This is a genomic window from Brucella pecoris, from assembly GCF_006376675.1.
GTDB lineage: Bacteria > Pseudomonadota > Alphaproteobacteria > Rhizobiales > Rhizobiaceae > Brucella > Brucella pecoris.
Genome location: NZ_VEWK01000039.1, coordinates 1 through 3,520 on the forward strand (window position 1 = coordinate 1; position 3,520 = coordinate 3,520).

The following is a 3,520-nucleotide window of genomic DNA, read 5'->3' on the forward strand; positions in this document are numbered from 1 at the left end:
CAACCGGGGAAAAGAACTCGGTAATTTCATGCCTCATCGATACCGGAAACAACTAGATCAAACAACTTGGCAGTGCCTTCCACAGTGATGGCCGCCATTCGCTCCGCTTCCTCAGTCTCCTTGGCAACGCCAGCTCTCGATCGAATGTCATCGAAAACCCTCTGACAGACAACAAGGTCTCTGGAATAGAGTGGTTGGGGTGGGCGCTTGATTGTATTCTGAACCATTTTTATCTCCTCATTGGAGGCTCGCCCCCAGCGGGGGCGAGCCTAAGACAATCGCTTAGAAATCCATGCCGGCGCTAGCCGGTAGGGCTGGAGCGGCCTCCTTTTTGGGCTTCTCCGCTATCATCGCTTCCGTTGTCACCAGAAGACCGGCAACCGAGGCTGCGTCCTGCAGCGCAGTGCGCACAACCTTGACCGGATCGATGACACCCTGAGCATAAAGATCACCATATTCGCCGGTCTGGGCGTTCCAGCCATAGGAGAAGTCGGTTTTTTCACGCAGTTTGCCGACAATGATCGAACCTTCGGCACCGGCATTTTCGGCGATCTGGCGAACAGGTGCTTCAATCGCCCGTCGCACGATCTCGACGCCGACACGCTGATCGTCGTTCGCGATCGGAAGGTCCTCGAGCGCCTTAACGGCGCGCAGGAGAGCGACACCGCCACCCGGGAGAATGCCTTCCTCTACCGCGGCGCGGGTCGCATGCAGCGCATCGTCGACGCGGTCCTTTTTCTCCTTCACTTCGACTTCCGTCGAGCCACCGACGCGAATGACGGCAACGCCCCCGGCAAGCTTGGCAAGACGTTCCTGTAGCTTTTCGCGGTCGTAGTCGGAGGTTGTCTCCTCGATCTGAGCCCGAATCTGCGCAACGCGGCCATCGATTTCCGCCTTGGAACCGACGCCATCGATAATGGTGGTGTTCTCCTTCTCGATCGCCACTCTCTTCGCCCGGCCGAGCATGTTGAGGGTGACGTTTTCCAACTTGATGCCGAGGTCTTCCGAGATCACGGTTCCTCCCGTCAGGATGGCGATGTCTTCCAGCATGGCCTTGCGACGGTCGCCGAAGCCAGGAGCCTTGACGGCAGCTATCTTGAGACCGCCACGCAGCTTGTTGACGACAAGCGTTGCAAGAGCTTCCCCTTCGACGTCTTCAGCGATGATGACGAGCGGTTTGCCGGACTGGACGACGGCTTCGAGAACCGGCAGCATCGCCTGCAGGTTCGACAACTTCTTCTCATGGATCAGGATATAGGGATCTTCCAGTTCCACCCGCATCTTGTCTTGGTTGGTGACGAAGTAGGGGCTGAGATAGCCGCGATCGAACTGCATGCCTTCGACGACTTCGAGTTCGGTTTCAGCGGTCTTGGCTTCTTCGACAGTTATAACACCTTCGTTGCCGACTTTCTCCATCGCCTCGGCAAGATAACGACCGATCTCCGTATCTCCGTTGGCGGAGATGGTACCAACTTGAGCAATTTCGGAATTGCTGGTGATCTTGCGGGCGTTGGTCTTCAACTCCTTGACAACCGCATCGACGGCGAGATCGATGCCACGCTTCAGGTCCATCGGATTCATGCCGGAGGCGACGGCCTTGGCGCCTTCCTTAACGATGGCCTGGGCAAGCACGGTCGCGGTTGTCGTGCCGTCGCCGGCGAGATCGTTCGTCTTCGATGCCACTTCGCGCAGCATCTGGGCGCCCATGTTCTCGAACTTGTCTTCCAGTTCAATTTCCTTGGCGACGGAAACGCCGTCCTTGGTTATACGAGGGGCACCGAAGGACTTGTCGATCACGACATTGCGGCCCTTTGGACCGAGCGTGACCTTCACGGCATTGGCCAGCACGTCAACTCCCCGCAGCATGCGTTCACGGGCATCGGTGTGGAACTTGACTTCTTTCGCAGCCATTTTTTCTAACTCCTCAATAGGCAGCTATGTGACTGATGGGTTGGATTGACGGGTTATCGCCTCAGGCAGCTTTTTTCTGCTCTGCCTGGGCTTCGATGATGCCCATGACATCGCTTTCCTTCATGATCAGCAGGTCTTCGCCGTTGATCTTGATCTCGGTGCCGGACCATTTGCCGAACAGGATGCGGTCGCCGGCCTTGACGTCGAGCGCCTGGATCTGGCCGGCATCGTTGCGCGCGCCGGGACCTACGGCGATGACTTCGCCTTCCTGCGGCTTTTCCTTGGCGGTGTCGGGAATGATGATGCCGCCCTTGGTCTTTTCTTCGGATTCGACCCGGCGGACGAGAATGCGATCATGAAGCGGTCGGAACGACATGTTTTCCTCCGTTGAGCAAAAATGATGACGTTGTTCCCTCTGGCCGGACCGAATGATCGGTCCGGGCGGGTGCAAAACCTCAAGTCGAGCATTTTGCGCAAAATGATCTGGTTTTGAGATTTTTCGATTTCAAGAGGGAGAAACGAAAAAATTAGCACTCGTCTTCTGATGCTACTAACATACTGGAAAGGAACAATAAACGGCGCGATTGCGTTTAAAAATCCGTTGATGGTCGTGAAATTTTGCGACACACTTCACAGTGTCATGAAACGGAGATGAAGCATGCAATTCTCATCGGATCTGGAACGTCAGCTCAATGGCTACGGCCTCACCACCGCGCACATCCTCTATCGCATTCCTGATTTCGAATCCGTGCTGCAGACCTATGTCTGGCAGGACTACGATCTGGCACCCGATTTTCCTGAGATGCACAGGTTCCTGGATTTCTGGCAGTCCAGGCTTGAAGGCCCGCTCCATTCTGTCCGCTATACGCATCAGTGCTTGATCGGACCGAATGAATGGCGCCGCGTCGAAGGCGAGTTCAAGCTTCACTGAGGTCTTGAACAGAAATTTCCTCTATCCTAGCTCTGTCGTGACCGAGGCTTGATGAGATCGGTCAATATCCCACGTCTGTTCAGAGTGAGACCGGATAGGGAAGAGAAGAGAAGAGAAGATAAAACTCATCAAAGACCTCAGCATCAAGGAACGCGAAGAGGTCTTTGCCGACGTCGCGCGTGTCCTGCAGGGGACCGCTTGCGAGGCTTATGTCGAAGGCAACCGCCATTACACGCAGGCAGAGAACACGCATAGTCATTCGACCGTTCTGCATGTTGGTAGTGCTGTAGCCGTACAAGGGAACGAACAATCTCACTAAAATTCACTGCAGGCCGAGGCATTGGTATTTCAGCTAAAAATCGACGTTTCAGCAGGCAATGCTCCTGTAGAGGCACGCTTCCATCCCACTTCGATCGGGTGTCTATTGGCATTTGGGAAATCGCGAAGATCGGTGCGTCGGTGGCTTCGGGAACAGATTTGCAGGCGACAGGTCACGTCGTGGTGAGCGATCCGCAAAAAATCTCTTTTATTGACGAACAAAACATGAACATGTATCTTCGCTCATATGGTGAAAAAGAGCCTTCAGGATAAACTTGCCATTCTATCGGATGCGGCAAAATACGATGCATCTTGTGCGTCAAGCGGTGGCGAGAAGCGCGATGCAAGCAAGGGCGGTGT

General features: G+C 54.9%; 5 protein-coding genes. 1 reads left to right on the forward strand and 4 read right to left on the reverse strand.

The window, feature by feature from the left end; genetic code table 11:
* Nucleotides 1–26 precede the first annotated feature (26 nt).
* The 3 genes from FIB18_RS24420 to groES all read right to left on the reverse strand — a co-directional run bounded on the left by FIB18_RS24420 (nucleotide 27) and on the right by groES (nucleotide 2,287).
* Nucleotides 27–227 carry a hypothetical protein gene (locus FIB18_RS24420; RefSeq protein WP_138787516.1) on the reverse strand — a complete coding sequence of 67 codons (201 nt, stop codon included), beginning with the start codon at nucleotides 225–227 and terminating at the stop codon, nucleotides 27–29.
* A gap of 55 nt (nucleotides 228–282) precedes the next feature.
* Nucleotides 283–1,911, reverse strand: coding sequence for a chaperonin GroEL (gene groL / locus FIB18_RS24425; RefSeq protein WP_109987531.1), 1,629 nt, complete (start codon nucleotides 1,909–1,911; stop codon nucleotides 283–285).
* A 61-nt stretch (nucleotides 1,912–1,972) separates the two neighbouring features.
* A complete protein-coding gene (gene groES / locus FIB18_RS24430; protein WP_138787515.1) occupies nucleotides 1,973–2,287 on the reverse strand; it encodes a co-chaperone GroES in 315 nt (104 codons plus the stop codon).
* Between the two features lie 282 nt (nucleotides 2,288–2,569).
* On the opposite strand from groES, the gene FIB18_RS24435 reads away from it, so the two are divergent.
* Nucleotides 2,570–2,842 carry an usg protein gene (locus tag FIB18_RS24435; protein ID WP_006469958.1) on the forward strand — a complete coding sequence of 91 codons (273 nt, stop codon included), beginning with the start codon at nucleotides 2,570–2,572 and terminating at the stop codon, nucleotides 2,840–2,842.
* Between the two features lie 79 nt (nucleotides 2,843–2,921).
* Here the strand turns inward: FIB18_RS24435 and FIB18_RS24440 are convergent, their stop codons facing one another.
* Nucleotides 2,922–3,101 (reverse strand): hypothetical protein, encoded by a 180-nt coding sequence (locus FIB18_RS24440; protein WP_138787514.1) that lies wholly within the window; start codon nucleotides 3,099–3,101, stop codon nucleotides 2,922–2,924.
* Between the last annotated feature and the right edge of the window lie 419 nt (nucleotides 3,102–3,520).